The organism is Streptomyces sp. NPDC054047 (assembly GCF_055585065.1).
On the sequence record NZ_JBVJKV010000008.1, the window covers coordinates 41,529 to 66,633 of the forward strand.

Annotated in this window: 19 protein-coding genes; 11 read left to right on the forward strand and 8 right to left on the reverse strand. The window is 69.4% G+C overall.

Going from position 1 to position 25,105, the window contains the following annotated elements:
* Positions 1-9 precede the first annotated feature (9 nt).
* The 3 genes from ACZ6ZP_RS26840 to ACZ6ZP_RS26850 all read left to right on the forward strand — a co-directional run bounded on the left by ACZ6ZP_RS26840 (position 10) and on the right by ACZ6ZP_RS26850 (position 3,855).
* Positions 10-396: a (deoxy)nucleoside triphosphate pyrophosphohydrolase gene (locus ACZ6ZP_RS26840; protein ID WP_351163367.1), complete on the forward strand. Its 387-nt coding sequence runs from the start codon at positions 10-12 to the stop codon at positions 394-396.
* Between the two features lie 197 nt (positions 397-593).
* A complete protein-coding gene (locus ACZ6ZP_RS26845) occupies positions 594-1,010 on the forward strand; it encodes an ATP-binding protein (RefSeq protein ID WP_351163369.1) in 417 nt (138 codons plus the stop codon).
* 166 nt (positions 1,011-1,176) lie between these two features.
* A complete protein-coding gene (locus ACZ6ZP_RS26850; RefSeq protein ID WP_351163371.1) occupies positions 1,177-3,855 on the forward strand; it encodes a SpoIIE family protein phosphatase in 2,679 nt (892 codons plus the stop codon).
* A gap of 68 nt (positions 3,856-3,923) precedes the next feature.
* On the opposite strand, the gene ACZ6ZP_RS26855 is transcribed toward ACZ6ZP_RS26850, so the two are convergent.
* From ACZ6ZP_RS26855 to ACZ6ZP_RS26885, 7 genes are all read right to left on the reverse strand, one after another.
* Positions 3,924-4,637 (reverse strand): PspA/IM30 family protein, encoded by a 714-nt coding sequence (locus tag ACZ6ZP_RS26855; RefSeq protein WP_366463364.1) that lies wholly within the window; start codon positions 4,635-4,637, stop codon positions 3,924-3,926.
* 116 nt (positions 4,638-4,753) lie between these two features.
* Positions 4,754-6,835 (reverse strand): TPM domain-containing protein, encoded by a 2,082-nt coding sequence (locus tag ACZ6ZP_RS26860; RefSeq protein ID WP_469408705.1) that lies wholly within the window; start codon positions 6,833-6,835, stop codon positions 4,754-4,756.
* Between the two features lie 73 nt (positions 6,836-6,908).
* Entirely contained in the window at positions 6,909-8,168 is a 1,260-nt protein-coding gene (locus tag ACZ6ZP_RS26865; protein ID WP_469408706.1) for an alpha/beta hydrolase family protein, read from the reverse strand.
* Positions 8,169-8,280: 112 nt separating this feature from the next.
* Positions 8,281-9,135, reverse strand: coding sequence for a succinate dehydrogenase/fumarate reductase iron-sulfur subunit (locus ACZ6ZP_RS26870; protein WP_361464455.1), 855 nt, complete (start codon positions 9,133-9,135; stop codon positions 8,281-8,283).
* Entirely contained in the window at positions 9,132-11,069 is a 1,938-nt protein-coding gene (locus ACZ6ZP_RS26875; protein ID WP_361464453.1) for a fumarate reductase/succinate dehydrogenase flavoprotein subunit, read from the reverse strand. The genes ACZ6ZP_RS26870 and ACZ6ZP_RS26875 overlap by 4 nt, the downstream gene beginning before the upstream one ends.
* Positions 11,069-11,902: a hypothetical protein gene (locus ACZ6ZP_RS26880; RefSeq protein WP_351163384.1), complete on the reverse strand. Its 834-nt coding sequence runs from the start codon at positions 11,900-11,902 to the stop codon at positions 11,069-11,071. Before ACZ6ZP_RS26880 ends, ACZ6ZP_RS26875 begins: the two co-directional genes overlap by 1 nt.
* A 187-nt stretch (positions 11,903-12,089) precedes the next feature.
* A complete protein-coding gene (locus ACZ6ZP_RS26885) occupies positions 12,090-12,407 on the reverse strand; it encodes a hypothetical protein (protein ID WP_351163386.1) in 318 nt (105 codons plus the stop codon).
* A gap of 388 nt (positions 12,408-12,795) precedes the next feature.
* Between ACZ6ZP_RS26885 and ACZ6ZP_RS26890 the strand changes: the two genes are divergently transcribed.
* The 8 genes from ACZ6ZP_RS26890 (at position 12,796) to ACZ6ZP_RS26925 (ending at position 24,464) form a co-directional block, all read left to right on the forward strand.
* Positions 12,796-15,108 carry an ABC transporter family substrate-binding protein gene (locus tag ACZ6ZP_RS26890; RefSeq protein WP_351163388.1) on the forward strand — a complete coding sequence of 771 codons (2,313 nt, stop codon included), beginning with the start codon at positions 12,796-12,798 and terminating at the stop codon, positions 15,106-15,108.
* Positions 15,109-15,406: 298 nt separating this feature from the next.
* The gene (gene typA, locus ACZ6ZP_RS26895; RefSeq protein WP_351163390.1) at positions 15,407-17,281 is read left to right on the forward strand and encodes a translational GTPase TypA; all 1,875 of its coding nucleotides are present in this window, start codon (positions 15,407-15,409) and stop codon (positions 17,279-17,281) included.
* 637 nt (positions 17,282-17,918) lie between these two features.
* Entirely contained in the window at positions 17,919-19,544 is a 1,626-nt protein-coding gene (locus ACZ6ZP_RS26900; protein ID WP_351163392.1) for a peptide ABC transporter substrate-binding protein, read from the forward strand.
* Between the two features lie 87 nt (positions 19,545-19,631).
* Entirely contained in the window at positions 19,632-20,561 is a 930-nt protein-coding gene (locus tag ACZ6ZP_RS26905; RefSeq protein WP_351164011.1) for an ABC transporter permease, read from the forward strand.
* Positions 20,554-21,516, forward strand: a complete 963-nt coding sequence (locus ACZ6ZP_RS26910) for an ABC transporter permease (protein WP_351163394.1) — start codon at positions 20,554-20,556, stop codon at positions 21,514-21,516. The genes ACZ6ZP_RS26905 and ACZ6ZP_RS26910 overlap by 8 nt, the downstream gene beginning before the upstream one ends.
* Before the next feature lie 11 nt (positions 21,517-21,527).
* Positions 21,528-22,589 carry an ABC transporter ATP-binding protein gene (locus tag ACZ6ZP_RS26915; RefSeq protein ID WP_351163397.1) on the forward strand — a complete coding sequence of 354 codons (1,062 nt, stop codon included), beginning with the start codon at positions 21,528-21,530 and terminating at the stop codon, positions 22,587-22,589.
* Entirely contained in the window at positions 22,582-23,733 is a 1,152-nt protein-coding gene (locus tag ACZ6ZP_RS26920; protein ID WP_351163399.1) for an ABC transporter ATP-binding protein, read from the forward strand. The genes ACZ6ZP_RS26915 and ACZ6ZP_RS26920 overlap by 8 nt, the downstream gene beginning before the upstream one ends.
* A gap of 218 nt (positions 23,734-23,951) precedes the next feature.
* Positions 23,952-24,464, forward strand: a complete 513-nt coding sequence (locus ACZ6ZP_RS26925) for a GNAT family N-acetyltransferase (protein ID WP_469408711.1) — start codon at positions 23,952-23,954, stop codon at positions 24,462-24,464.
* Here ACZ6ZP_RS26925 and ACZ6ZP_RS26930 read toward each other — a convergent pair.
* Positions 24,461-25,045: a Uma2 family endonuclease gene (locus ACZ6ZP_RS26930; RefSeq protein WP_361464446.1), complete on the reverse strand. Its 585-nt coding sequence runs from the start codon at positions 25,043-25,045 to the stop codon at positions 24,461-24,463. The genes ACZ6ZP_RS26925 and ACZ6ZP_RS26930 overlap by 4 nt on opposite strands.
* Between the last annotated feature and the right edge of the window lie 60 nt (positions 25,046-25,105).

Consider the following 25,105-nt stretch of genomic DNA (forward strand, 5'->3'; position numbering starts at 1 on the left):
CTCCGTCGCATGACGGAACGGATCGTGGTGGGCGCCGCCCTGTACGACGACGGGCGCCTGCTGGCCGCGCGACGCAGCGCGCCCCCTGAGCTCGCGGGCCGCTGGGAACTGCCCGGCGGGAAGGTCGAGCCCGGCGAGCACCCCGAGGCAGCCCTGGTGCGCGAGCTGCGCGAAGAGCTGGGCGTGGACGCCGAACCGGTCGCGCGAGTCCCCGGTGAGTGGCCGCTCAAGCCGGGATACGTCCTGTGGGTGTGGACGGTGAAGCTCCGCTCGGGAGCCCCCGAGCCCCTGGAGGACCACGACGAACTGCGCTGGCTCGCGCCGGACGAGGTCTGGTCGGTGGAGTGGCTGGACGCGGACGTCCCCGCGGTGGCGGCCGCGATCGAGTGCCGCTAGGCGGATCGACTGTCGCTGGGCGGATCGGGTGCCGCCGGGCGGGGGAGCGCGCGAGGTCATCTCTCCCCGCGCTTGAGCCCCACCTACGCCGTTCGTGCCACAGTGCGCCCAGGTGCGCGGTAGTTCCGGCGGGATATCGGGTATGTGCCCATTAACCCCATGAAACCGGACAAGGGTCCGCTGTTGCTGGTCTGGAAGTGATCGGCGTGATCGACACCGAAGGCGACTGCGCCGAGTGGGATTTTCCCGCGGACCCGGGCGCCGTGCGCACGGCCCGTGCCGTCGTCCGCAAGCAGCTCGCCGCCTGGGACCTCGCCGCCCTCGGTGACATCACCGTCCTTCTCGTGAGCGAATTGGTGACCAATTCCCTGCGGCACGCCTCCGGCCCCATCGGCGTACGTCTCGTACGCCCTGCCGGACCGTCCGGCACCCTTCTCGTGGAGGTCTCCGATCCGCTCCCCGACCCGCCCCTGGAGCGCGATGCCACCCCCGATGACGAGGGGGGCAGAGGCATCCAGTTGGTGGCCCGCGTGTCACGGCGCTGGGGGACACGACAGGGCAGGACGGGGAAGACGGGGAAGACGGTGTGGTTCGAGCTGGTGCTGCCGGGTTAGAAGACTGGCAGCGTAGGACGGACACAAGACGGTGGCGGGCCAAAAAGAGTTGAGTCCGTGCTGTGATCGTGAACGCCGTGTGGCGTGGCTCCGTAGTGCTGGATACTGCGGGCAGCCGCATCCGGTGACCGGTGCCGGACGTGGTGAGCTGGAGGGGACGGTTCGCGTGAGCGAGATACCAGCGAAGGCGACGGAGCAGGACGGGCCGTCGGGTGACGCTAGGGGCGAAGCTGCGGATGACGTGATGTGGCAGAGCAGTCCACCCGGTTCGATTTACGACTACATCAAGGTGGCCTCGTTCTCGATCGGCCCCGACGGTCTCATCGACCAGTGGAGTCTGCGGGCCGAGCGGCTGTTCGGCGTGTCCGCCGACGACGCCGTGGGCAGGGACCCGATCGAAGCCTTCGTGGCGCCTGAGCTGCGCAGCAGCGGGCACCGCAAGATGGCGGAGATCCTGGACGGCAGGGAGTGGACCGGGTCGGTCCCCTTCCGGGCGCCCGGGCAGGCCGAGGGGGCCGACGCGGGTTCCGGTGCGGAGCCCGACGCGGGTCTCGGCGCGGCTTCCGGTGCTGATTCCGGCGCGGGGGTCTTCAAGGGCTCCGAAGGCATCGCCGAGGTCTACGTGATGCCGACCGAGACGGAGGAGGGGGAACGGGCCGCCGTCTGCATCGTCGTCGACGTACGGGCGCTCCGGCAGATCGAGACGGACCTCGCCGCGTCGCAGGCGATTTTCGGCCAATCTCCCTTCGGGTTCCTGCTGTTCGGCACGGACCTGAAGGTGCAGCGGGCCAACCGCCGCTTCGCCGCGGTCTTCGGGGGCGGCGTCGACGAGCAGCGCGGACGCACCGTCCACGACTACCTCCCCCGGCACGAGGCCGACCGCATGGCCGCCGCGCTCAAGCGCGTCCTGGAGACCGGCGACTCCGTCACGGACATGCAGATCGTCGGCCCCGCCCCCGGCAGCAACGAACGCCGCCACTGGTCGATCAACCTCTACCGCGTGCACAGCGGTTCGGGCCGCCCCATAGGCGTCGCGGGCCTGGGCACCGACGTCACCCGGCGGCACGCCGCCGCCCGCGAGGCCGCCCACGCCCGCCGCAACCTCGCCCTGCTCAACGAGGCGGGCGCCCGCATAGGCAACTCCCTGGACCTGGAGACGACCGCGCGCGAGCTCCTGGACGTCACCGTCCCCGGCTTCTGCGACCTGGCGTCCGTGGACCTCTACCAGGGGCTGCTCGACGGCGACGAGACGCCTCCGGGCCTCGCCGACGGCAGCGCCGAACTGCGCCGCGTCGCCTTCGCGAGCGCCGTCGCCGACGCGCCCTTCCCCGAGGGCGGCCACCCCGTCGACGTGGGCGCCGTGCACCGCTTCGCCTTCACCTCGCCCTGCGCCGACGCCCTGCGCACCGCACGGCCGCGGCTGGTCTCCGGGGCCGACGACGGCTCCGCGAGCAGGCTCACCGGCGGGCTCATCCAGTCGACGCTTGCCGTGCCGATGGTCGCCCACGACACGGTCGTCGGCATCGCCCAGTTCTCCCGCACGAAGGGAAGCGAGCCCTTCGGGGAGCGCGATCGCTCCCTCGCCGTCGAGCTCGCCGCGCGCGCCGCGGTCTGTATCGACAACGCCCGCCTCTACCGCCGCGAGCACGAACGCGCGCTGATACTCCAGCGCTCCCTGCTGCCGCCGGGCGACCCCGAGGCGTCCGGCCTCGACATCGCCTGCCGCTACCTCCCGGGCAACGCGGCCACCGAGGTCGGCGGCGACTGGTTCGACGTCATCGAGCTGCCGGGCCACCGCACCGCCCTGGTCGTCGGCGACGTCATGGGCCGCGGCCTGCGCGCCGCCGTCGCCATGGGGGAACTGCGCACCGCCGTACGCACCCTGGCGCTCCTGGACCTGGAGCCCGCCGAGGTCCTCTCCGCGCTCGACGAGATCGCCCGCGGCCTCGGCGATCCCTCAGGCACCCAGCAGGCCACGCGAGCGGCCCGCCAGACGCGTTCCGCGAACGGCACGGACCTCTCGGAGGTCTACCTCGCCACCTGCGTCTACGCGGTCTACGACGCCGTCACGCGCCGCTGCACGTTCGCCAACGCCGGCCACCTGCCGCCCGTGCTCGTCGAGCCCGGCGAATCGCCGCTCATGCTCGACGTGCCGCCCGGCATGCCGCTGGGCGTCGGCGGCGAACCCTTCGAGGAGGTCGAGGTCGAGCTGCCCGAGGGCGCCCTGCTCGCGCTCTACACGGACGGTCTCGTCGAATCCCGCGACCATCCCCTCGACGAGGGCCTCAACGCCTTCGTCCGCGCGCTCGACGACCCCGCGCCCGCTCTCGAGGACGTCTGCGACCACGTCCTGAACACCCTCGACACGCACCACGGAGAGGACGACATCGCGCTGCTCATGGCCCGCATCCAGGGCCTGCCCGCCGAGGCCGTCGGCGACTGGACGCTGCCGCGCGACCCGAAGTCGGTGGGCCGGGCCCGCGAACTGGCCTGCGAGCAGCTGCGCACCTGGGACCTGGAACCGCTCTGCGACACGACCGAACTGCTGGTCAGCGAGTTGGTCACCAACGCGCTGCGGTACGGCGAGGGCGACATCCGGCTGCGGCTCCTGCTCGACCGCACCCTGGTGTGCGAGGTGTGGGACGCGGGGCTGGTCCAGCCGCGCCGCCGCCGGGCGCGTGACACGGACGAGGGCGGCCGCGGGCTTCAGCTCGTCGGTCTGCTGAGCGCCGCGTGGGGCTCGCGCAGGACGCCGCGCGGCAAGACGGTGTGGTTCGAGATGCCGCTGCCGGAGAGCGGCGTGGAGCCGATGGACGCGGCGGAGGCGCTGCTCAGCCTGTTCTGAGGGCTCCTGTTCCTCTGACTGAGGGCTCTCGTTCCTCCGCGGGCTCCCGCTCCTCTGCGGGCGACCGGTTACGTGGTGGCCTTCAGGGCAGCGAGACGGGCCGCGACCTCCGCCTCGTCGCCCATGCCGTCCAACTGCTCGAACTGCGCGTCCAGGGAGGACGCGGCGAGCTCCTGCTTGCCCAGCGCCCTGGCCTCCTCGCGCCGCACCTTGTCCTCGAAACGGCTCAACTCGCTGGCCGGGTCGAGCACATCGATGCTCTGCGCGGCGTCCATCATCTGGTTCTGCGCCTGGGCGGTCTTGGCGCGGGCCACCAGCTGATCGCGCTTCGACTGGAGCTGGGTCAGCTTGATCTTCATCTGGTCGAGCCCGGACTTCAGCTTGTCGACGACCTCGGTCTGCGAGGCGATCGTCGGCTCCGCGTCCTTGGCCTCCCGCTCGGACTGAAGCTGCCGTTGCAGCGCGACCTTGGCCAGGCCGTCGAACTTGTCGGCCTCCACGGCGCTCCCGCCGGACCGCAGCTCGTCCGCCTTCTTGCTGGCGGCGATCGCCTTGGAGCCCCACTCGTCGGCCGCGTCCTGGTCCTCCTTGTGGTCCAGTTCCAGCATCCGCAGATTGCCGATGGTGGTCGCGACCGCCTCCTCGGCCTCCCGGATGTTGTTCGTGTAGTCGCGGATCAGCTGGTCGAGCATCTTCTGCGGGTCCTCGGCCTGATCGAGGAGCGAGTTGATGTTGGCCTTGGCGAGCTGTGCCACGCGGCCGAGGATCGTCTGCTTCGTCATGACGAGCTCCTTCTATGTGGGGTGGTAGGAGTGATCGGGGTGCGAGGGCTCTGTGCGAGGGCTCCAGGGGACGTACGAAAGGTCCGCCGCGAGGGCGGCGTCATGATGCGCCGGTCTCAGAACCTCCCGCCCCCGCCCATCCGCCCCCGCGTCCCGCCTCCGCCGAAGCTCCCGGGGCCGCCGCCTCCGAAGCCCCCTCCGCCCGTCCCGCGGCCCATGCCTCCGAAGAGCTCGCCGAGGATGATGCCGCCGAGCACCGCGCCGCCCATGCCGCCGCCGCGCCCGCCGCCTCCCCCGTAGGGGTTGCCGTAGCCGCGTACGTCACGTTCGGCGAGCTGCTGCGCCTGCCGGGCCTGGGCGTCGGCCTGCTGGGCTTCGGCGAGCGCCGAGGCGGCGTCGGTGTCCTGGGCGGCCTCCGCGCCCGAGAGGTGCCGCTGTGCCTCGGCAAGGCGGGTCCTCGCCTCGCTGCCCACCGCGCCCCGGTGCGTGTCGACGAAATCCGCAGCCGTTCCCACGGCGCTGCGCGCGGTGAGCAGGGCCTGGCCGAGGAGGGAGGCGGCGCGCCGCCGGCCGACCTCGCGCTCACGGGCGCCCGTGAGCGACTCGTCGAGGACCGTGTCGGCCTCCTCGACCCGGCGCAGGGCGTCGATCGGGTCGTGCGGGCCCGCCGCCATCTTCTTGCGGACCTCGGCGACCACCGTCTCCGCGCGGGCGATGCGCCCGTGCAGGTCTGCCGTGGAGGCGCCCGCCATGGTGCCCTCCAGGAGGCCGCGCGCCTCGGCGAGGTCGGTCTCCGTCTCGGTGAGCGCGTCGGGCAGCTTCTCCGCGGCCAGCGCGAGCTCTTCGGCGAGGCGCTCGACGGCGTCCACGAAGGTGCCCGCCTGGTCGACGGCGCCTTCGGCGGCCCGCAGATGGACGGCGGCCTTGCCGTTGTCGCCCGCGTCGATGGCCTGCCGGGCTTCGTTGAGGTGCGTCGTGGCGAAGAGGAGGCGGTCCTTGGCCTGCTCCACGTGGCCCACGACCGGCGCGGACGCGGACGGGGCGTAGCGCTCCCGGATCGTGCCGAGGGTGCTCTCCGCGCTGCTGGTACGCCCGGTGACCTGCCGGAACACCGTTTCGGCGTGCTCCAGGGCCTGCGCCGCGTCACGTTCGAGGGCGCGCAGCTGGTCGAAGCCCGCGGCTTCCGCGTCCAGACGCCGGCCGGCCTCGGCGCAGCGCGAGACGATCTCGTCCAGCATGGTGCGCTTGGTCGCGTCGTCCTCCGGACGGGCGTCGTCAAGGCGCTGGCGCAGCTTGAAGGCCGCGGTCAGCTCGGCGCGTGCGTACGCGAGCGCTTCGGTGAAGGGCCGCACCGCCTCGTCGCCGAACTGTGCGGTGGCGAAGCCGAGTTCCTCGGCGCTGGTGCGGATCGCGTCGTCGGTCTCCACCAGGAGCTGCTTGCTCTGCTTGTCGAGCTCCGGCAGCGGGGTCGGCTGCTCGCCGGCCGCTCCCTTGCCCCAGCCACCGCCTCCGGGCGTCGTACGCGTGTTGGTGCGCCGTTTGCGGCGGCTGTAGGCGACCGCGGCGAGGGCGCCCGCGCCGCCGACCGCCACGATGGGCAGGACGAGGTCGCCGGTGGCCACGTCGTCGCCGCTGCCGCTGCCGCCGCCCGGGTCGGCCTCCCCAGGGGTGGGCGTCGGGGTGGGGACGGGCTGCCCGGAGAGGACCGCGCGGTAGCCGTTCGCGGCGCCGATGGCCGCGCCGGCCCAGTCGTTCTGCCGCAGCGCGGGCTTGATCGCGGTGGTCGCGACGTCCTGGAGCTGGGCCTCGGTGAGCCGGGAACCGACGTCTACGGAGTAGGCGTACTGGCGGTCGTGCGTGGCGACGGCCAGCAGCGCGTCGTCCAGGCCGAGCCCGTTGCGCTCGGCGGTGGCGTCCGCCCAGTCCTGTGCGCCGCGTCCGGAGAAGTCGCGTACGTAGACGACGAAGAGCTGGAGGCCGCGGTCGTCGTAGAGCTGGTCGAGCGCCCGTCCGGTGGCGTCCCCGCGGTCGCCGAGCGCGCCCACCTTGTCGGTGATCTGGCCGTCGCGGGAGAGCGTGACCGGGTCGTCGGCCGGGGCGGCGGATGCCGCGGGGGCGGACAGGAGCAGCAGGCACCACGTGAGCAGTGCGGTGGCTGCCGCTGTCGCCCGCACGGTCAGGTGCGAGGACGGCGTCACATTTGGGAGCGTATGGCCGTCTTGGGGGGTGCGCGACCGGGGGCTGGGAGGACATGCCGCCGCCCGACCTCGCTCACCCCGCGAACTCCATCTCCGGATACCTACCCGAAGGCCCGTCAAGGAGGTGGTCGTCCCGTTCGCGCAGCCAGCGGTCGAAGAACGATCGCGCGTACGCCCGCTCCGCCGCCACCGCGCGGCTCGGGTCGACCGTGCCCAGGTTCTCCTCGATGATCTTGCGGTCCACCCCGGCCTGGGGGAGCAGCGCCGCCAGGTCCGTGTACGTCTGGTGCATGGAGCCGCGCAGGGTCAGATTCCGCTTCCAGCCGCTCGTGTGGGACCAGAACGCGCGCCACGACGGTTCCGTCGTGCGGTCGCTGCCCTGCCTGCCCATCAGGAGGAACGGTCCCGTCAGGCCGTGCCGGGCCACCGGCGTCAGGTTCGTGCCGTTCGGTTCGGGGTTGTTCTCCAGGGTGCCGTCCATGTTCAGGCCCGCCTTGACCCGGTCGTCCTCGTACATCGTCTCGGCGGCCGCGATCCCGCCCGCCGACTGGCCGAGCATGCCCACCCGCTGCTGGTCCACGACCCCGGACAGGCCGTGCGGCAGTGAGCCGAGGCGGTCCAGGACGAACTTCGAGTCGGCCACCCGGATGTCCAGGACCCGCTTGAGCAGCGCAGGCACCGCATCGTTCCGCTGCGCCTCCTCGAAGGCCTTGAGGAGCGGGGCGTCGCCCTTGACCGAGCCGTCGGGGAACTGCACCCCCGGCGCCTCGTAGGTGTGGTCGATCGTCACCACCACATAGCCGTGGCTCGCCAGCTCCTCGACCACCGAGGTGCCCCAGGTGCGCGGGTCGTTGGCGCCCGCCGCGTACAGCAGGACCGGTCGTCGGCCCCCGCTCGTGTCGGCCGGGGCTCCCTCCCGCGCGTGTGTCCGCATGGCCGCGAAGTCGATCGCGTCCTGGGGGATGCCGTGGGGTGCTGTCGCGTTCCAGGCCTTCGCCGCGCCCGGCGTCATGTACGGAGCGAGACGGTGTCCCGCGGCGCCCGGCCTTTCCGCCGCCGGGTACCAGATGCTGATCATCAGCTCCCGGTACGGCACGGACTTCACCCACGGGTCGCGGCGTGAGGTGTCGACGAGGCGCGTCGACACCGTGCCGATCCGGTGCGGGCCCGTGGGCACGGGGAGCTTCGCCGCGATGCCTGTGGACCGCATGGACCGCGTGGATCGCGCGGACCGCGCCTGCGCGGGGGCCGGGGCGGCCAGCACCGTGGCCGCCAGACCGGCCGCCGCGAGGCCGAGCGCCGAGCGCCGGGTCATCGCCGAGGAAGAGTTCATGCCTCCATGCTGATCTCGCCCGGCCCCCGTGACCATGGAGGAAATCTCGACTCTTCGGCCTGGGGGATTACCCCCAGGCCTCTCCACGCCGCGCCCTAGCGCGGGAGCGGCGCTACTTCTCCCCCCGCCGCCGGATCTTGTTCCCGAGCCACACCAGCGGGTCGTACTTCCGGTCGACTGCCCGTTCCTTCAAGGGAATCAGGGCATTGTCCGTGATCTTGATGCCCTCGGGGCACACCTCCGTACAGCACTTCGTGATGTTGCAGTACCCGAGTCCGTGCTCGTCCTGGGCGGTCTGCTTGCGGTCGAGGCCGCTCTCGGCCGCCGCGTCCAGCGGGTGCATGTCCAGCTCCGCGACCCGCATCAGGAAACGCGGGCCCGCGAAGGCCGCCTTGTTCTCCTCGTGGTCACGCACCACATGGCACGTGTCCTGGCACAGGAAGCACTCGATGCACTTGCGGAACTCCTGGGAGCGGTCCACGTCCGCCTGCTGCATGCGGTACTCGCCGGGACCGAGGTCCGCCGGTGGCACGAAGGCCGGTACTTCCCGTGCCTTCGTGTAGTTGAAGCCGACGTCCGTCACCAGGTCCCGCACCACGGGGAAGGCCCGCAGCGGGGTCACCGTGATGACGTCCTCGCGGCTGAACACCGACATCCGCGTCATGCACATCAGCCGTGGTCGGCCGTTGATCTCCGCCGAGCACGAACCGCACTTGCCCGCCTTGCAGTTCCAGCGCACCGCCAGGTCGGGCGTCTGGGTCGCCTGCAGGCGGTGGATGATGTCGAGGACGACCTCGCCTTCGTTGACCTCGACCTTGAAGTCCTCCAGGTCGCCGCCCTCGATGTCCCCGCGCCAGATCCGGAACCGAGCGTCGTACGACGTACTCGAAGAGCTGGACGGACCCGAAGGACCTGAAGGACCTGAAGGACCTGAAGAAGCCGAAGGACTCGGCGTAGCGGTACTCACTCGTAAAGCTCCTCTTCGGCCAGGTACTTGACCAGCTCTTCCTTCTCGAAGAGAGCAAGCAGGTCGGGACGGATGGGCTCGGTGGTGACCCGCACCAGATCGATCTGGCCGCGTACGGGGTCCGTGGCCGCCAACCCTCCGGAGGGATCGGTGAGTTGGCAGAGCAGGTTCGCGCGGCGCCATTCGCGGTTCATGCCCGGATGGTCCTCGCGGGTGTGCCCGCCCCGGCTCTCCGTGCGCTCCAGGGCGGCCCGCGCCACGCACTCGCTGACGAGCAGCATGTTGCGCAGGTCGAGCGCGAGGTGCCAGCCGGGGTTGAACTGGCGGTGGCCCTCGACGCCTGCCCGCCGTGCCCGCACCCGCAGTTCCGCCAGCTTCTCCAGGGCCTGTTCCATCTCGCCCTCGCGGCGGATGATGCCGACCAGGTCGTTCATCGTCTGCTGGAGTTCCTGGTGCAGGGTGTACGGATTCTCCGGCGTCGCCCCGTCCTCGGGGCCCTCCGCGCTGAACGGCCGCAGCGCCTCGGCCGCGGCCGTGTCCACCTGGACCTCGTCCACCTGGGGCCGCGCGTCGGCCGCGGGGAACCCGGCCGCGTACCGCGCGGCGTGCAGGCCCGCGCGCCGGCCGAAGACGAGCAGGTCCGAGAGGGAGTTGCCGCCGAGCCGGTTGGAGCCGTGCATGCCGCCGGCGACCTCACCGGCCGCGTACAGACCCGGCACGCGCTGGGCCGCCGCCGTGTCCGACTCGACCGCGATGCCGCCCATCACGTAGTGGCAGGTCGGTCCGACCTCCATGGCCTCGGCCGTGATGTCGACGTCCGCGAGCTCCTTGAACTGGTGGTACATGGAGGGGAGTCGGCGCCTGATGACCTCGGCGGGCATGCGCGTCGACACGTCCAGGAAGACTCCGCCGTGCGGCGAACCGCGGCCCGCCTTCACCTCGGAGTTGATGGCGCGCGCCACTTCGTCGCGCGGCAGCAGCTCCGGTGGCCGCCGGTTGTTGTCCGGGTCCTCGTACCAGCGGTCGCCCTCGTCCTCGGACTGCGCGTACTTCTCCTTGAAGACGTCCGGTACGTAGTCGAACATGAACCGCTTGCCTTCGGAGTTGCGCAGTACGCCGCCGTCGCCGCGCACCGACTCGGTGACCAGGATGCCCTTCACCGAGGGCGGCCAGACCATCCCCGTCGGGTGGAACTGCACGAACTCCATGTTGAGGAGCGGCGCCCCGGCGAGCAGCGCGAGCGCGTGGCCGTCTCCGGTGTACTCCCACGAGTTCGACGTCACCTTGAAGGACTTGCCGATGCCGCCGGTCGCCAGGACCACACTCGGGGCTTCGAGCACGAAGAAGCGGCCGGTCTCGCGGTCGTAGCAGAACGTGCCGCTGACCCGCTCGTCCTCTTTGAGCACACGGGTGACCGTGCACTCCTGGAAGACCTTCAAGCGGGCTTCATAGTCGCCGAATTCGCGTTCGTCCTCCTGCTGGAGGGAGACGATCTTCTGCTGGAGCGTGCGGATCAGTTCGAGGCCGGTCCGGTCGCCCACGTGCGCGAGGCGGGGGTATTCGTGCCCCCCGAAGTTGCGCTGGGAGATCCGCCCGTCCGCCGTACGGTCGAACAGCGCGCCCCAGGTCTCCAACTCCCAGACCCGGTCGGGCGCTTCCTGCGCGTGCAGCTCGGCCATCCGCCACTGGTTGAGGAACTTGCCGCCGCGCAGGGTGTCGCGGAAGTGGACCTGCCAGTTGTCCCCGGAGTTCACGTTGCCCATGGAGGCCGCGATGCCGCCCTCGGCCATCACCGTATGCGCCTTGCCGAACAGGGACTTGCAGATCACGGCGGTGCGCGCGCCCTGTTCTCGTGCCTCGATCGCGGCCCGCAGGCCCGCTCCTCCGGCTCCCACCACGACAACGTCCCACTGCTGCCGCTCCACTTGAGACATCAGAACAACCTCGGATCGTCGAAGGCGCCGGACGCGATCAGGTACACGTAGAAGTCGGCGAGCGCCACACTCACCAGGGAGGCCCAGGCGAGCAGCATGTGCCGTGCGTTCAGTTTTCCAACCCACTGCCACATGCGGTAGCGCACGGGGTGCTTGGAGAAGTGCTTGAGCTTGCCGCCGACGATGTGCCGGCAGGAGTGACAGGAGAGCGTGTACGCCCAGATCAGCACGATGTTGACCAGGAAGACGAGGGTGCCGAGGCCCATGTGGCCCCACTCGTAGTGCTCATCGCGGAACGAGAGCACGGTGTCGTACGTGAGGATGCCCGCCACCGGAACCGCCGCGTAGAAGAAGTAGCGGTGGATGTTCTGGAGGATGAGCGGGAAGCGGGTCTCTCCGGAGTACTTCTTGTGCGGCTCGGCCACCGCGCAGGCGGGCGGTGAGGCCCAGAAGCCGCGGTAGTAGGCCTTGCGGTAGTAGTAGCAGGTCAGGCGGAAGCCGAGCGGGAAGATCAGGATCAGCAGAGCGGGGGAGAGGCCCCACCAGCTGCCGAAGATCTCCCAGTTGGGGCCCGACCGCATCGGTTCGCAGTTCTCGGCGAGGCAGGGCGAGTAGAACGGCGAGACGTAGGGGGCCGCGTAGTAGTCCGCGTTCGCGAAGGCCCGCCACGTCGAGTAGACGATGAAGGCGAAGAGGCCGGCGGCGGTCGCGGCGGGCGCCAGCCACCAGCGGTCGGTCCGCAGATGGGCAGCGCTGATCGCGGCGCGCGTCGCCGCTCGTACGCCGCCGGAATCCTGACCGCTTTTCAGATGGGGTTCCGTGCCAGTGGCCAACGAGGCTCCACTCCTTTGTCCTCAGATCGGCAGTCCTCACGTCGGCGGTCGTCGCGGCGACCGCCCTTCGGTCGACTGTCCTCAGGTCGGCGGCGGGGCTCAGGGCGGGTGCGGCGCCTCAAGACGGCGTGCCGGGTCATGGGGCGGGCCGGTTCATGGGTCCCACCGGTTCAAGGTGCACACCGGCTCAAGGGGCATGCCGGTCGCTCGCGCCGAGGCCCTCGTCGTCCGAGTCCGTCCACAGAGAGCTGTCGTACGGCGTATCGGGGATGGTGACCAGGTCGGGCCGCTTCTTCTGGGGGACGGCGCCCGGATCGGGGGCCGTGGCGCGAAGAAGCGCGACGCTCTCGCGCAAGTGGTCGGCGTCCGTGCGGACGCGGCGGACGTCGAGTCCGGGAAGACCACCCTGGGAACCCTCGCCGACCTGCTGCTCCAGCTTGCCGACGGTGCGGACCAGATCGTCGACGCATCGCTGAACAGCCGTCAGATCATCCTGCAGAGCCATGACTTGCCCTCACTTCAGGGGTGCGGCGGCAACGTTCATGCGCCTGCGAGTGTCGCGCGTCACATCCCGGCTTGTGAAGGGATCTGCCGGGATTCCCGGCTCGTACGCGCTGAAACGCGCCGGGGTGCACGCCGCCGTCACGGCCGCGCCTCGGGGCGCACGTGACTGCCCGTCCTCCGCTGTCGACCGCCGTCGTCACGCTCGGTCACGCCTGGTTGGGCCGCACGAGTGGGATCTGACGCACCCACGCCGTGTCGCTCCCGTGTGCCGGACCTCGTCCCCTTCAGTGGGTCGATAGATGTGATCAGCTCCATATACCGCCAAACGTGATCAAACCCGGCCCCGGTCCTGGTAGCGGGCGGCCGGGCGAGCCCCGGAGGTACCCGCCATGACCCCAGACCGCGCCAGACTGAGATCTGCCGTGTTCCTCGCCACGGGCGTGCTGGCTCTGCCCGCCCTCGCCGCCTGCAGCTCTCAGGACGAGGCGGGCGCCCCGACCGCCGGTCAGGACGTCGCGCCCGCGGCCCGGGACCTCGTCGCCGACGGCGGGACCATGAACTGGGCCGTCGACGCGATGCCGGAGACCCTCAACTCCTTCCAGTCGGACGCCGACGCGGGCACGTCGCGGATCGCGGGCGCGGTCCTGCCGTCGATGTTCCGCCTCGACGCACAGGGCAGGGCGCAGCAGAACGCCGACTTCCTGGAGTCGGCGAAGGTCGTCGAGCGCGAGCCCAAGCAGGTCGTGCTCTACAAGCTCAACCAGCAGGCGGTGTGGAGCGACGGCCGGGAGATCGGGGCCGACGACTTCGCGGCGCAGCAGCGCGCCCTGTCCGGGAAGGACAGCGCGTACTGGACGGCACGCAACGCGGGCTACGACCGCATCGAGAAGATCGAGCGCGGCGAGAACAACCTGGAGGTGCGCGTCACCTTCAACAAGCCGTACGCGGACTGGCGTTCGCTCTTCTCGCCGCTGTATCCGAAGGAGGTCATGGGCACTCCTGACACCTTCAACGACGGTGCGCGGCGCAAGCTCAAGGTGAGCGCGGGCCCCTTCGCGGTGCAGGACTTCGACAGCAAGGCGGACGAGGTCACGCTGGTCCGCAACCCCCGCTGGTGGGGCAGGCCCGCCAAGCTCTCCAAGGTCGTCCTGCGGGAGGTGCCGCGCGACGAGCGGGCGTCCGCGCTCGCGCAGGGCAAGGTCGACCTCGCGGAGATCGACGCCCCGGAGGCGCGACGCATCACGAACGCGGCGCGCGACCAGGGCGCCCAGGGTCCGCTCGCCCACGGCCCCGAGGCGCGGCTGACCCCGGCCAAGGCGCTGCGCTCCTGGGCGATCGCCAACGGCTCCGACGAGGAAGCGGCCGACAGCGAGCAGGAGGTCCGCGCGAAGACCCACAAGGCGATCAAGAAGTACGCCACCGAGCAGTCGGGCCTGCGGGGCTACACCGTCCGCAAGTCCCTCGAACCGGCCTACACCCAGCTCGCCCTCAACGGCACCGAGGGCCCGCTCGCCGACGACCGGGTGCGGCGCGCGGTGGCCCGCGCCCTCGACCGCGACGAGCTCGCCAAGGCGGTCCTCTCGCCGCTGGGCCTGCCCGCCAAACCGGTCGGCAGCCATCTGGCGCTCGCCGGGCAGCAGGCGTACGCGGACAACAGCGGGGCCCTGGGCGACCAGGACACCACCGAGGCGCGGGCGCTGCTCGCCGACGCGGGGTGGACGCCGGGCGGTCCGCTGAAGGAGCCCAAGGGGAAGACGGCCGGCGGTGAGGCCGACGCCAAGAAGGCCAAGGGGGACTCCGGCTCGGAGTCCGACGCGGACGCGGGGGAGGACTCGGATGACGACGGTTCGTACGTCGTCGGCGAGGACGACCAGAAGCCGGGCGACAGCGGCACCTCGGTGCTGGCGCCCGCTCCCGCGGCGGCCTACCAGCAGGCGGCGCTGACCCGCCAGGCGGCGTCCCTCACGGCTCCTCGCGAGGCGGACAAGGAGAAGAAGAAGGACCCCGGCGGGCACGCCAAGCAGCAGGCGGAGAAGCGCGCCGACAAGCAGGCCGCGAAGGGCGGTGCGCCCGGCGCGTACGCCCCCAAGGGCACCGCGGCGCCCGCCGCGGCGACCCCGGCGGCGGGCGGCCCCATGGCGAAGGACGGCAAGCCCCTCACCCTCCGCTTCGTCCTGCCGTCCGGCGAGGGCTCGGAGTCGCTGCGGACGGTGGCCGACCGGATCTCGCGGATGCTGGAGAAGATCGGCATCCGTACGGAGACGGCGAAGGTCGCCGACGACAGCTACTTCAAGGACCACATCGCGTCCGGTCAGTACGACCTCGCCCTCTACTCCTGGCCCGCCTCGGCCTTCCCGGCCACGGACGCGCGCCCGATCTTCGCCAAGCCGGTGCCGGCCGCGGACGGTTCGCTGAACGTCGAGCAGAACTACACGCGGGTCGGTACGGACCACATCGACCAGTTGTTCGATCAGGCGATGGGGGAGCTGGACGAGGACGAGAGCCGCGCCCTGGTCAAGAAGGCGGACGCCCGCATCTGGGCCGAGGCCGGTTCCATCCCCCTCTATCAGCGCCCCCAGCTGATGGCGGCCCGCACGAACCTCGCGAACGCGGGCGCGTTCGGCTTCCAGTCCCCGAACTTCGAGGACATGGGCTTCCTGAAGCCGGGCGCGAAACCCTCGGGCAAGCCGGCCGCGAAGTAGCTCCGCCGCAGGTCAGGCTCAGATTCCGCTCAACTCCCTTGCCCGCCGGCGCCTCCGGCGGGCAAGGTCGTTTCCACCCATTGACCTGTACGTTCTCCCCCCACGCCCCCGCACGGGCCCAGCACCCCCTGATACCCCTTATAACCCCAGGTCAGGCTGGATAGGAGGGCCCCGCGGAGGTGACCTCCACGTAAGGGCCGTAGACTGGGGTGAGGCCGTGGCGTGTTCTGCCCGGCAGGGCACGCGTGCCAGACCGTACGCGCGGCCATCCACTCTTCCCGGGAGAAGCGCAGCTCGTATGCCCACGCGCCATGACATTCGTAATGTTGCCATCGTCGCCCACGTCGACCACGGCAAGACCACCCTGGTCGACGCCATGCTCAAGCAGGCCGGCTCCTTCGCCGCGCATGCAGCCGAGTCCCTCGACGACCGCATGATGGACTCGAACGACCTGGAGCGTGAGAAGGGCATCACGATCCTGGCCAAGAACACGGCCGTCAAGTACCACCCCAAGGATGGCGGAGACGTCATCACCATCAACATCATCGACACCCCCGGCCACGCCGACTTCGGTGGCGAGGTCGAGCGCGGCCTGTCGATGGTGGACGCGGTCGTCCTCCTCGTGGACGCCTCTGAGGGCCCGCTGCCCCAGACCCGCTTCGTGCTCCGCAAGGCCCTCGCGGCCAAGATGCCGGTCATCCTGTGCATCAACAAGACGGACCGACCGGACTCGCGCATCGCCGAGGTCGTCGACGAGACGTACGACCTCTTCCTGGACCTCGACGCTGACGAGGACCAGATCGAGTTCCCGATCGTCTACGCCTGCGCCCGTGACGGCGTCGCCTCGCTGACCAAGCCGGAGGACGGCACCGTCCCGGCCGACAGCGAGAACCTGGAGCCGTTCTTCTCCACGATCCTGGAGACCGTCCCGGCTCCGGAGTACGACGAGGAGGCCCCGCTCCAGGCTCACGTCACGAACCTGGACGCCGACAACTTCCTCGGCCGTATCGCCCTCTGCCGTGTCGAGCAGGGCGAGCTGCGCAAGGGCCAGACCGTCACGTGGATCAAGCGCGACGGGTCGCAGTCCAACGTCCGCATCACCGAGCTGATGATGACCGAGGCGCTCACCCGCAAGCCCGCCGAGAAGGCGGGCCCCGGTGACATCTGCGCCATCGCCGGTATCCCGGAGATCATGATCGGTGAGACCCTCGCCGACCCCGAGAACCCGATCGCGCTCCCGCTGATCACGGTCGACGAGCCCGCGATCTCCATGACCATCGGCACCAACACCTCGCCGCTCGTCGGCAAGGGCGGCAAGGGCCACAAGGTCACCGCCCGCCAGGTGAAGGACCGTCTGGACAAGGAGCTCATCGGTAACGTCTCGCTCCGTGTCCTGGACACCGAGCGTCCCGACGCCTGGGAGGTCCAGGGCCGTGGTGAGCTCGCGCTCGCCATCCTGGTCGAGCAGATGCGCCGCGAGGGCTTCGAGCTGACCGTCGGCAAGCCCGAGGTCGTCACCAAGCAGATCGACGGCAAGACGTACGAGCCGATCGAGCGCATGACGATCGACTCGCCCGAGGAGCACCTCGGCGCCATCACGCAGCTGATGGCGACCCGCAAGGGCCGCATGGAGACGATGACCAACCACGGCTCCGGCTGGATCCGCATGGAGTGGATCGTTCCGTCGCGTGGCCTCATCGGCTTCCGTACGGAGTTCCTGACCCAGACCCGCGGCACCGGCATCGCGCACTCGATCTTCGAGGGTCACGAGCCGTGGTTCGGCGACCTGCGCACCCGTCACAACGGCTCGCTCGTCGCGGACCGCTCGGGCTCGGTCACGCCGTTCGCCATGGTCAACCTCCAGGAGCGCGGTGTCATCTTCACCGAGGCCGGCACCGAGGTGTACGAGGGCATGATCGTCGGCGAGAACTCGCGCGCCGACGACATGGACGTGAACATCACCAAGGAGAAGAAGCTCACCAACATGCGTGCGGCTTCCGCGGACACGACCGAGAACGTCGTGCCCGCCCGCAAGCTGTCGCTCGAGCAGTCCCTGGAGTTCTGCCGCGACGACGAGTGCATCGAGGTGACCCCGGAGACCGTGCGTATCCGCAAGGTCGTCCTGGACGCCAAGCAGCGCGGCCGCACCGCCTCGCGCGCCAAGCACGGCTAAGGCCGGAGCAAAGCGCGGCTAAAGCTTCGCGCTTGGTCCGGGCCCGGCACAACTGCCGCTGACGCTCGGCGAATTCGGCATCAGAGGCCGGTTTCCGTCCCTCCCTCCGGGAGCGGCGGGGACCGGCCTCTCGTGCGTCTGCGGGGGTTACCCCCTTGCGGGGCCCTCAGCGGCACTACGCTGGCCCAGACCTCGGGGGCGGGGGTCGGGCCCCGTCGGCGACGCTCCGCGCATCTACGCGCGTCCACAGAGCCGCCCCCGAAGACGCCGCGAGTCGGCTCCGCGGCGGTCCGCCGCAACCGGTTTTCCTGGGCCATCTGTCCGGAATACGGACACCGTTGACCGTTAGATGTGTAACACGTCCGTTTCGCAACCATCTATCTCGGATCGGTTTGTCCGGATTTTGGAAGTTGTACGCACCAGGTGTGATTGAACCGAGACCAAAAGAGTGTGGTCGGGCGGTACCTCATGGCTAATAGTTGACCGCGTATAGCTCGGGTCAATGGGTCACGCGCTGTGGGGAGCGCCGACTCACGAGCACTCTGGGGTACTTCGATCTACGCGCCGTCAGGGGTGTCGGCGCGGTTTCTTGTACCCCCTCTTGTAGTGAACAAGTGGACTCATGAGGAGGAACCCCATGCGTGGTGCCAAGAGCGCCAAGTGGGTCGCGATAGCGGGTGTCGTGGCGCTGACGGCAACGGCCTGCGGCGGCGACAGCGACAGCGGCGGCAACAGTGGCAAGGTCGACCCCAAGGGGATCGTCAGCTACGCGAACGGCGAGCCGCAGAACGCCCTGCAGCCTTCCAACACCATGGAGGCGTACGGAAGCGTCGTCATCGACTCGCTCTTCACGGGCCTGGTCCACTACGACAAGCAGGGCAACATCACCTACGAGAACGCCGAGTCGGTCACCCCCGACAAGGACTCGAAGGTGTGGACCGTCAAGCTGAAGTCGGGCTGGAAGTTCCACAACGGTGAGGCCGTCACCGCGAAGTCGTACGTGGACGCCTGGAACTGGGCCGCCAACCCGGCCAACGGTCAGCAGAACAGTTCCTGGTACCGCGACATCGTCGGCTACGACAAGGTCCACCCCGAGAAGGGGAAGGCCAAGGCCAAGGCGATGGAGGGTCTGAAGGTCGTCGACGACAACACCTTCACCATCACGCTGAACAACGGCATCCCGTACTACGCGTACAAGCTCGTCTACGCGCCCTTCTACCCGCTGCCCTCGGCCGCGCTGAAGGACCCGAAGAAGTACGGCGAGGCGCCGGTCGGCAACGGCCCGTACAAGTTCGCGAAGTGGGACCACAAGAAGCTCATCCAGGTCCGCACGTGGGGTGGGTACAAGGGCGAGAAGCCGAAGAACGGCGGCATCGACTTCAAGGCCTACACCAAGGACACGGCGGCCTACGCCGACCTGAAGTCGGACAACGTCGACTCGATGCCGATCGTGCCGAACAGCGAGAACGCCAACTTCAAGCAGGACTTCGGCGACCGCGCGATCGAGCAGGACTTCTCGGCGATCAACACGATCAACCCGGCCTTCTACACCAAGCAGTGGAAGGACATCGACGTCAAGGTCCTGCAGGGCCTGTCGATGGCGATCGACCGCGACACCATCGCCAAGACCGTGTTCCACGGCACGCGTGAGTCGGCCACCGGCTGGGTCGCCAAGGGCGTCAAGGGCTACCAGAAGGACGCCTGCGGCGAGTACTGCAAGTTCGACGCCAAGAAGGCCAAGGCCCTCATCAAGGAAGGCGGCGGCGTCCCGGGCAACAAGATCTCCATCCAGTACAACGCCGACCAGCCGCACAAGGACTGGGTCGTCGCGGTCTGCAACAGCATCACCAACTCGACCGGCGTCAAGTGCGTCGGCGACGCGGTGACCGACTTCGCGGCCGACACGGAGATCCGTGACCAGAAGAAGGTCAAGTCGATCTACCGCTCCGGATGGGTGCTCGACTACCCGTTCAACGGCAACTTCCTCGCCGACCTCTACGGCACCGGCGTCGACGGCAACAAGGGCGGCTTCTCGGACAAGAAGTTCGACGCGCTGACCAAGAAGGCCGACGCGGCGAAGACCATCGACGAGTCCGCCAAGCTGTACGGCGAGGCTGAGAAGTCTCTGCAGAACAGCTTCCCGGGCATCCCGCTCTGGTACAACAAGACGCTCTCCGCGTACTCGAACAACGTGAAGGGCATGGAGTTCGACCAGGCAGGCGACCCGATCCTCACGCAGGTCCAGGTCTTCGAGAAGAAGTAGTAGTCGTCGGAGTCCGTTCCCGTCAGCGACGCCCGGCGATCCCGGGCGTCGCTGACGGGGGGCTCCGCAATGGACGGAGGCACCACCATGGGGCGCTACGTCGCGAGGCGACTGCTCCAGATGATCCCGGTCTTCATCGGGACAACCCTGCTGATCTTCCTGATGGTCAATGTGCTCCCCGGCGACCCGGTCGCGGCGCTGTGGGGCGACAAGCCGCCGGACCCGGCACAGGTCGCACAGATCAAGCACGACCGCGGACTTGATCTGCCGCTGTGGCAGCAGTATCTGCACTACATGTGGGGATTGCTGCAGGGAGACTTCGGCAACACCATCGCTGGAAACAGACCCATTCTTGACGAGATCACGCAGGCTTTCCCGGTCTCGATGCGTCTCGCCGCCATGGCGTGGACCTTCGAGCTGATCGTCGGTATCGGCCTCGGCGTCCTGGCAGGTGTGAAGCGCGGCCGGTTCATCGACAACACGGTGACGCTGTTCACCCTGCTGGTGATCTCCGTCCCGATCTTCGTGTTCGGACTGTTCCTCCAGCTGATCTTCGGCAACGAACTCGGCTGGGTGACGCCCACGGTCCAGGACTCCGAGGAGTTCACCCAACTTCTGCTGCCCGCGCTCGTGCTCGGCCTGGTCGGTCTCGCCTACGTGGCGCGCCTGACCCGTACGTCCATCGCGGAGAACCGGCAGGCGGACTACATCCGCACGGCGGTCGCCAAGGGACTGCCGAGGCAGCGCATCATCTCCCGGCACCTGCTGCGCAACTCCCTCATACCCGTGGTCACTTACCTGGGCACGGACATCGGCACCCTCATGGGTGGTGCGGTGATCACCGAGGGCATCTTCAACGTGACCGGCGTCGGCAACCTTCTCTTCAAGGCGCTGAGCCAGCGAGAGGGCGCCGTCATCGTCGGCATCGTGACCGTCCTGGTGCTCGTGTACCTCCTCGCCAGCCTGCTCGTCGACCTGCTTTACGCGGTCCTGGACCCGAGGATCCGTTATGCCTGACCTCACCAAGACCCCGGCCACGGACGAGGCGCAGGCCGTGGCCATCGTCGAAGCCGACGCCAAGGCGGACGACTCCGCGAGCACGGCCAGCAAGCCGCGCAGCCTGTGGGGAGACGCCTGGCGCGACCTGCGCCGCCGGCCCATGTTCCTGGCGGCCACGGCCCTGATCATCCTGGTGATCCTGCTGGCGGCCTTCCCGAGCCTGTTCACCAGCGCCGACCCCCGGTACGGCGATCTGACCAAGCACTTCCTCGAGAAGCCGAACCTCACCCACTTCTTCCAGGCCGACTGGTTCGGCTACGACCGCCAGGGGCGCAGCATCTACGCCCGGGTGGTCTACGGAACGCGGAACTCGATCATGGTCGGCATGGGGGTGACGATCCTGATCACCCTCTTCGGTGGCCTGGTCGGCATGCTCGCCGGCTACTTCGGCGGCTTCTGGGACAGCCTGCTCTCGCGGATCGTGGACATCTTCTTCGGTATCCCGTTCCTGCTCGGCGCGATGGTCATCCTGAACGCGTTCTCCAACCCGAACGTCTGGGTGATCACCGGCGCGCTCGCCTTCCTCGGCTGGACGCAGATCGCCCGCGTGATGCGCGGTGCGGTCATCACGACCAAGCACGCGGACTACGTGGTGGCGGCGCGGGCGCTCGGCGCGGACACCAAGCGGATCCTGTTCCGGCACATCCTGCCGAACGCGCTGGCTCCGGTGATCGTCATCGCGACCATCGCCCTCGGTACGTACATCGTCGCGGAGTCGACGCTGTCCTTCCTCGGTCTCGGCTTCGGCGGCGACGAGTTCTCCTGGGGCAGTGACATCTCCGACTCGCTGGACGACATCCGCAACAACCCGCACACGCTGATCTTCCCGGCGGGAATGCTGAGTATCACGGTGCTGGCGTTCATCATGATGGGTGACGCCGTACGCGAAGCCCTCGACCCGAAGCTGCGCTGAGGGAGGCGTAAATGACCAGCATCGACATCAAGGAAAACTCGGTTCCCGCCCCCCGCTCGGGTGAGGAAAAGAGCGGCAGGCTGCTGGACGTCAAGGACCTGCACGTCGAGTTCCACACCCGTGATGGTGTGGTCAAGGCGGTCAACGGAGTCAACTACAGCGTGGACGCGGGCGAGACGCTCGCGGTCCTCGGTGAGTCCGGCTCCGGCAAGTCCGTGACGGCCCAGGCCATCATGGGCATCCTCGACATGCCGCCCGGCAAGATCCCGCAGGGCGAGATCGTCTTCCGCGGCCAGGACATGCTGAAGATGTCCAACGAGGAGCGCAGGAAGATCCGCGGTCGCAAGATCGCCATGATCTTCCAGGACGCGCTGTCCTCCCTCAACCCCGTTCTCTCGGTGGGCTACCAGCTCGGCGAGATGTTCCGGGTGCACGAGGGAATGTCGCGCAAGCAGGCCAAGGCCAAGGCCATCGAGCTGATGGACAAGGTCAAGATCCCGGCGGCCAAGGAGCGGGTGAACGACTACCCGCACCAGTTCTCCGGCGGTATGCGCCAGCGCATCATGATCGCGATGGCGCTCGCCCTGGAGCCGGACCTGATCATCGCGGACGAGCCCACCACGGCGCTCGACGTGACGGTCCAGGCCCAGGTCATGGACCTGCTCGCGGATCTTCAGCGCGAGTACAACATGGGCCTGATCCTCATCACCCACGACCTGGGTGTGGTCGCGGACGTCGCCGACAAGATCGCGGTGATGTACGCGGGCCGGATCGTCGAGACGGCCCCGGTCCACGAGCTCTACAAGCGCCCCGCGCACCCGTACACGCGCGGTCTGCTCGAGTCGATTCCCCGGCTCGACCAGAAGGGCCAGGAGCTCTACGCGATCAAGGGCCTGCCGCCCAACCTGCTCCACATTCCGTCCGGTTGTGCCTTCAACCCGCGCTGCCCCAAGGCGCAGGACATCTGCCGTACGGACGTCCCGGCCCTGGTGCCGGTGAGCGAGCAGGACGGCACGGAGCTGCCGGGCCGCGGCAGCGCGTGCCACTTCTGGAAGGAGACGATCCATGGCTGAGCCGCTCAAGAAGACGGACGAGCCCGCCGACGCCACCCCGAACGTCTCCGAGGTGGAAACGGTCGACGCCGCCACCGCCGAGGAGGCCGTCGCGGCCATCGAGGCACCGGTCGAGCGCGGCGAGCCCATCCTCCAGGTCCGCAACTTGGTGAAGCACTTCCCGCTGACCCAAGGCGTCCTGATCAAGAAGCAGGTCGGCGCGGTCAAGGCGGTCGACGGCATCTCGTTCGACCTCTACCAGGGCGAGACCCTGGGCATCGTGGGCGAGTCCGGCTGTGGCAAGTCCACGGTCGCCAAGCTCCTGATGACCCTGGAGCGCGCCACGGCCGGCGAGGTCTTCTACAAGGGCCAGGACATCACCAAGCTGTCGGGGCGCGCCCTGAAGGCGGTGCGCCGCAACATCCAGATGGTGTTCCAGGACCCGTACACCTCGCTCAACCCGCGTATGACGGTGGGCGACATCATCGGGGAGCCCTTCGAGATCCACCCCGAGGTGGCTCCCAAGGGCTCGCGCCGCCGGAAGGTCCAGGACCTCCTGGACGTGGTGGGCCTGAACCCGGAGTACATCAACCGCTACCCGCACCAGTTCTCGGGCGGCCAGCGCCAGCGCATCGGCATCGCGCGCGGTCTGGCCCTCAACCCCGAGATCATCATCTGCGACGAGCCGGTCTCGGCCCTGGACGTGTCCGTCCAGGCCCAGGTCATCAACCTGATGGAGAAGCTGCAGGACGAGTTCAACCTCTCCTACCTCTTCATCGCGCACGACCTGTCGATCGTCCGGCACATCTCGGACCGCGTGGGCGTGATGTACCTCGGCAAGATGGCGGAGATCGGCTCGGACGAGCAGATCTACGAGCACCCGACGCACCCGTACACGCAGGCGCTCCTGTCGGCTGTCCCGGTGCCGGACCCGGAGGCCCGCGAGGGCCGCGAGCGCATCATCCTCACCGGTGACGTGCCGTCCCCCGCGAACCCGCCCTCGGGCTGCCGCTTCCGCACCCGCTGCTGGAAGGCGGAGGCGAAGTGCGCGGAGGAGACCCCGCTGCTCGCGATCCCGCAGCGGTTCGCGGGCCAGGACACCCCGGCGGCCCACGAGTCGGCGTGCCACTTCGCGGAGGAGAAGGACGTCGTGCACGCGGCGTAACCTCACCCTCGGCCTCTGGCCGGACACGACGGGGGCGCCCGGAACCACTCGGTTCCGGGCGCCCCCGTCCAGTTCGGGACGGAGTACTACAGTGAAAAGACCGCCACCGCCCGGCAACGCGAGCGGTGGCGTGGCCGGGTGTCCGTGGTGGAGGTGGAGGCGGAGTCGGATGGGCGTGGGTGACGCGGGCCGCGTCCGGGGGAGTGGGGCGGGGCGTCGTGCTTAGCCTTCGGCCCTGGACGGAGCGGGACGCCGGCGCCGTGCTCGCCGCCCTGGCCGCCCCGGGGATGTCCCGGCAGTCCGACGAGCCGGTCGACTCCCGTGAGAGCGCGTCCCGTTGGATCGCGCGGCGTGAGCAAGAGGAGCGCGCCGGGATCGCGTACGCCTTCGCGGTGGTCGACGGGGAAGGCACTCCGCTGGGCAATGTCGCCGTGGGCGCCGTGAACCACGTCCACGCGACGGGCTGGGTGTCGTACTGGACGCTGCCTTCGGCGCGGCGGCGCGGCGTGGCGACGTACGGGTGCGATGCGCTGGCGCGGTGGGCCTTCGGCGAGCTGGGGCTCTTCCGGCTCGAGCTGGGCCACCGGGTCAACAACCCGGCGTCCTGCCGGGTGGCCAGGGCCGCCGGCTTCACGGCGGAGGGCCTGCAGCGGCAGAAGCTCGCGTACGAGGGAGTCCGCTACGACGTCGAGCTGCACGCGCGGCTCGCCTCGGACCAGCGGGGCTCTTAGCTCTCGACGTTCCCTGGCTTTTCGTAGCGCCGGAACGCGGCGGTCTCCACCGTCCAGGGGCCGAACGGCACCTCGTCGCCGAAGATGTACGGCTCCTTGTTCCGGTAGCGGCCGGCACACGGCTCCGAGTGGACTTCGATCGTGCCGGTCCGTGGGTCGACGATCATGTAGTGGTCGATGCCCATGGCGGGGTACTCGGTCAGCTTCTCGCCGTAGTCGTTGTTCGGGTTGGACGGGGAGACGATCTCGATGACGGCAAGTACCTGAGTGGCATCCACCGCGATGCCCTCCTCGTCGAGCACGGTCTCGGGGATCACGAGGGCGTCGGGGCGGCGCATGCGGCCGATGGAGGGGTGCTCGATCTCGGGGCCGTTGGCACAGATGTAGCCGGGGTGGGTGACGAGGAGCTGTCTGTCCAGCTGCTTGCAGATGCGGCGAACCGTGCCCTCGTGGCGCTTCGAGGGGCACATCATGGCCAGTATCGGGCCCGAAGGCCCGATCTCTACATGCCAGGTGCCCTCAAGGTTCTCGGCATAGGCTCCGAGCTCCTCGGCGATCGCGCGCATCTTCGCGTACTCCATGGTTCGAGCGTAGCGAGGGGGCTTCCCGCTGCTCGCCGCTTGTTGGTCATCCCCATGGGG

Coding starts and splice junctions, on each gene's coding strand:
- ACZ6ZP_RS26865 (WP_469408706.1), bottom strand. CDS start 8,168: ATGAACTCTTCCTCGGCGATGACCCGGCGCTCGGCGCTCGGCCTCGCG.
- ACZ6ZP_RS26905 (WP_351164011.1), top strand. CDS start 19,632: ATGGGGCGCTACGTCGCGAGGCGACTGCTCCAGATGATCCCGGTCTTC.
- typA (WP_351163390.1), top strand. CDS start 15,407: ATGCCCACGCGCCATGACATTCGTAATGTTGCCATCGTCGCCCACGTC.
- ACZ6ZP_RS26885 (WP_351163386.1), bottom strand. CDS start 12,407: ATGGCTCTGCAGGATGATCTGACGGCTGTTCAGCGATGCGTCGACGAT.
- ACZ6ZP_RS26910 (WP_351163394.1), top strand. CDS start 20,554: ATGCCTGACCTCACCAAGACCCCGGCCACGGACGAGGCGCAGGCCGTG.
- ACZ6ZP_RS26900 (WP_351163392.1), top strand. CDS start 17,919: ATGCGTGGTGCCAAGAGCGCCAAGTGGGTCGCGATAGCGGGTGTCGTG.
- ACZ6ZP_RS26840 (WP_351163367.1), top strand. CDS start 10: ATGACGGAACGGATCGTGGTGGGCGCCGCCCTGTACGACGACGGGCGC.
- ACZ6ZP_RS26930 (WP_361464446.1), bottom strand. CDS start 25,045: ATGGAGTACGCGAAGATGCGCGCGATCGCCGAGGAGCTCGGAGCCTAT.
- ACZ6ZP_RS26855 (WP_366463364.1), bottom strand. CDS start 4,637: ATGACGAAGCAGACGATCCTCGGCCGCGTGGCACAGCTCGCCAAGGCC.
- ACZ6ZP_RS26920 (WP_351163399.1), top strand. CDS start 22,582: ATGGCTGAGCCGCTCAAGAAGACGGACGAGCCCGCCGACGCCACCCCG.
- ACZ6ZP_RS26915 (WP_351163397.1), top strand. CDS start 21,528: ATGACCAGCATCGACATCAAGGAAAACTCGGTTCCCGCCCCCCGCTCG.
- ACZ6ZP_RS26875 (WP_361464453.1), bottom strand. CDS start 11,069: ATGTCTCAAGTGGAGCGGCAGCAGTGGGACGTTGTCGTGGTGGGAGCC.
- ACZ6ZP_RS26890 (WP_351163388.1), top strand. CDS start 12,796: ATGACCCCAGACCGCGCCAGACTGAGATCTGCCGTGTTCCTCGCCACG.